Source organism: Polaromonas sp., assembly GCF_031411155.1.
Lineage (GTDB): Bacteria > Pseudomonadota > Gammaproteobacteria > Burkholderiales > Burkholderiaceae_C > Polaromonas.
In genome coordinates, this window is sequence record NZ_JANOAL010000275.1 from 1 (window position 1) to 3,524 (window position 3,524).

3 protein-coding genes and 1 pseudogene are annotated in these 3,524 nt (G+C 65.4%); all 4 read left to right on the forward strand.

Features of this window, described 5'->3' with window-relative positions:
* Positions 1–179, forward strand: a pseudogene (locus RMO23_RS16570) (acyl-CoA dehydrogenase); the annotation flags it as partial.
* Positions 180–193: 14 nt separating this feature from the next.
* Positions 194–1,375, forward strand: a complete 1,182-nt coding sequence (locus tag RMO23_RS16575; RefSeq protein ID WP_309683772.1) for a CaiB/BaiF CoA-transferase family protein — start codon at positions 194–196, stop codon at positions 1,373–1,375.
* A gap of 2 nt (positions 1,376–1,377) precedes the next feature.
* Positions 1,378–2,202, forward strand: a complete 825-nt coding sequence (locus RMO23_RS16580; protein WP_309683774.1) for a CoA ester lyase — start codon at positions 1,378–1,380, stop codon at positions 2,200–2,202.
* A gap of 43 nt (positions 2,203–2,245) precedes the next feature.
* Positions 2,246–3,524, forward strand: a 1,279-nt coding sequence (locus RMO23_RS16585; protein ID WP_309683775.1) for an adenylosuccinate lyase family protein, incomplete at its 3' end; no start/stop codon positions are given.

The window sequence follows — 3,524 nt, forward strand, 5'->3', positions numbered from 1 at the left end:
GCCGCCAGCGGCCCGATGCGCGGGTAGCGCGCTTTGAGTTCAAGGCGGTGCGCCCCACCTTTGACATCCACCCGTTTTCCGTCCACGGCCAGCCTTCGCTTGACGGCAAAACCGTTCATCTGTGGGGCCGCGACCATGAGGGCTGGCTCACCATGGACGCCACGGCCACCCTGGCCTGAAGGCGAAACTGACCATGCAACCTCTTAAAGGCATTACCGTCGTCACGCTGGAGCATGCGATTGCCGCGCCGTTCGCGACGCGCCAGCTGGCTGACCTGGGCGCCCGCGTCGTCAAGATCGAGCGCCCCTGCGTCGGCGACTTTGCGCGCGGCTATGACGAACGCGTGCGCGGCCTGGCCTCGCATTTCGTCTGGACCAACCGCTCCAAGGAAAGCCTCACGCTCGATGTGAAACATGAGGAAGCGCAAAAAATACTGATGCGCCTGATTCTGGAAGAAGCCGATGTGCTGGTGCAAAACCTCGCACCCGGCGCCGCGGCGCGACTGGGCCTGTCGTATGAAGCGCTGTCCAAGGTCAAGCCCGGCCTCATCGTCTGCGACATTTCGGGCTACGGCAGTGACGGGCCCTACCGCGACAAAAAGGCCTACGACCTGCTGATCCAGAGCGAAGCGGGCTTCGTGTCGGTCACCGGCACGCCCGACACGCCCTGCAAGGCCGGCCCCTCGATCGCCGACATCGCGGCCGGCATGTATGCCTACACCAACATTCTGGCGGCACTCGTGCACCGGCAGCAAACCGGCCAGGGCCAGCGCATCGACGTGTCGATGCTCGAATCGCTGACGGAATGGATGGGCAACCCGCTGTACTACGCCTTTGACGGCGCGGCACCGCCACCGCGCACCGGCGCCAGCCACGCCACCATCTACCCGTATGGCCCCTTCCCCGCCGGTGACGACAAGACCGTGATGCTGGGCCTGCAAAACGAGCGCGAGTGGAAGGTGTTTTGCGACAAGGTCTTGCTGCAGCCCGCGCTGGCGGGCGAGGAACGCTTTTCCAGCAATGCCAGACGCAGCGCCGGGCGGGCCGAGCTGTCGGCCCTGATCATCGAGGCCTTCTCCACACTCAGCGCCGAACAGGTGGCCGGGCGGCTGGAACAGGCCGGCATTGCCAACGCCCAGGTCAACACCATGGGCCAGGTGTGGGCGCATCCGCAACTCAAGGCGCGCGAGCGCTGGCGTGAGGTGGCCACACCTGCCGGGCCGATTCCCGCCCTGCTGCCGCCGGGCTCCTGGCAACACGGCGCGCCGCGCATGGATGCCGTGCCCGCGCTGGGCCAGCACACCGACGCCATCCTGGGTCACTATGGGTACAGCGCGGAGCGCATTGCCCAGTTGCGCGCTGAAGGCGTGGTCTGACCATGGCTGACTACGCCCCCCTGACCTACCTGTTCGTGCCCGGCAACCGCCCCGAGCGCTTCGCCAGGGCGCTGGCCTCGGGCGCTGAGCGCGTCATCATTGACCTGGAAGACGCCGTGGCGCCGGCCGACAAGGCAGCGGCGCGCGCGGCAATTGCCCAGTGGATGGCGGGTGCCAGCGAAGCGCGCAAAAACCTGCTGCTGCGCATCAACGATGCGGCAACCGACTGGCATGACCAAGACCTCGCCCTGGCGCGCGCGGTACGGGCCGCCTGCCTCATGCTGCCCAAATGCGAGGCGCCCGATCAGGTCGCTGCGGTGCGGGCCGGGTTACCCAAAGATGCAAGCGTGCTGCCGCTGATTGAAACCGCACGCGGCATGGTGGCCTTGTATGAGATTGCCGCGGCGCCCGGCGTGACGCGGCTGGCCTTTGGCTCGCTCGACTACATGGCCGATCTCGACCTTCCGGCGGGCAGCCTGGCGCTCGATTACGCGGCGGCGCAAATCGTCGTTGCCTCGCGCGCGGCCGGTCTGCCAGCGCCGGTCGCAGGCGTCACGCCCGAACTCGATGCGGCGCGCGTGGCGGCCGACATGGCCCACGCGCGCAGCCTGGGCTTCGGCGCCAAGATGTGCGTTCACCCTTCGCAAGTGGCTGTCGTTCGTGCCGCCCTGAGACCGAGCGCAGAAGAACTGGCATGGGCGCAGCGTGTGCTGCATGCCTGGAAGGCATCTACCGGTGGCGCGTTGCAGCTGGACGGCAAGATGGTGGACCGCCCGGTCGTCCTGAAAGCTGAGCGCATCGCGGCACAAGCGGCCCGAACGAAATAAGTCCAAACCCTCACAAAAAATATCAACCCCCACGGAGAAAGCCATGCCCGCATCCATCATCGATTCCAGAATCTTCGGCGACATGTTCAGCGACGCCGCCATGCGCCAGGTCTGGTCTGACGAAAACCGCACCGCCAGGTACCTGGACATAGAACGTGCGCTGGCCAAGGTGCAGGGCGAGCTGGGCCTGATCCCGAAAGAGGCCGCCGACGAGATCGTCAAGAACTGCCATATCGACCAGATCGACTGGGTCAAGCTCAAGGCCAAGACCGAGCAGATCGGCTATCCCATCATTGCCGTGGTGAATCAGATCAATGCCAACTGCCAGGGCAAGCTGGGCGAATACTGCCACTGGGGCGCAACGACACAAGACATCACCGATACCGCCGCCGTGCTGCAGATCCGCGAGGGCCTGGCGCTGGTGGAGGCAGACCTGAAAGACATCTCGGCCTCGCTCGCCAAACTGGCGCGCGCGCACCGCGACACCCCCATCATCGGCCGCAGCAACCTGCAGCAGGCCACGCCCATCACCTTTGGCTACAAGATGGCCAGCATCCTCGCCGGCATTGAACGCCATCGCGAACGCCTGCAGCAGCTCAAACCGCGCGTGCTGGTGGGCGAATTCGGCGGCGCGTCGGGAACGCTGTCGTCGCTGGAAAAAGGCGCGATGGAAACACAAGCGGGCCTGATGAAGGAACTGGGCCTGGGCCAGCCGCTGATTTCATGGCACACCGTGCGCGACAACTTTGCCGAGGTCGGCGCCTTCCTCGGCATCGTCGGCGGCTCGCTCGGCAAGATTGCGATGGACGTGAAACTGCTGATGCAGACCGAGGTGGCCGAGGTGTTTGAACCGTTTGCACCGGGGCGCGGCTCGTCGTCGACCATGCCGCAAAAGCGCAACCCGATCTCGTGCCTGTACATCCACGCCAATATCTCGGTGGTGCGCCAGCTCGCGGCCTCGCTAATGGACGCCATGGTGGCCGACCACGAGCGCTCGACCGGCCCCTGGGAGATCGAATGGGTGGCGCTGCCCGAGATCTTCTGCCTGATCTCGGGTGCGCTGAAGCAGACCAAATTCATCCTGAGCGGGCTGGAAGTCGATGCCGAACAGATGCGCCGCAACATCGACATGACGCATGGGCTGGTGATGTCGGAAGCCGTGATGATGGGCCTGGGCCCCCACATCGGCCGCGAATACGCGCATGACCTGGTCTATGACATCTGCCGCGCGGCCCTGCAGCAAAAGCGCCCGCTGATCGACCTGCTGGCCGAGCACCCCGAAATCAACAAGCATGTGACGCGTGAGCAGCTGGCGTCTTTTT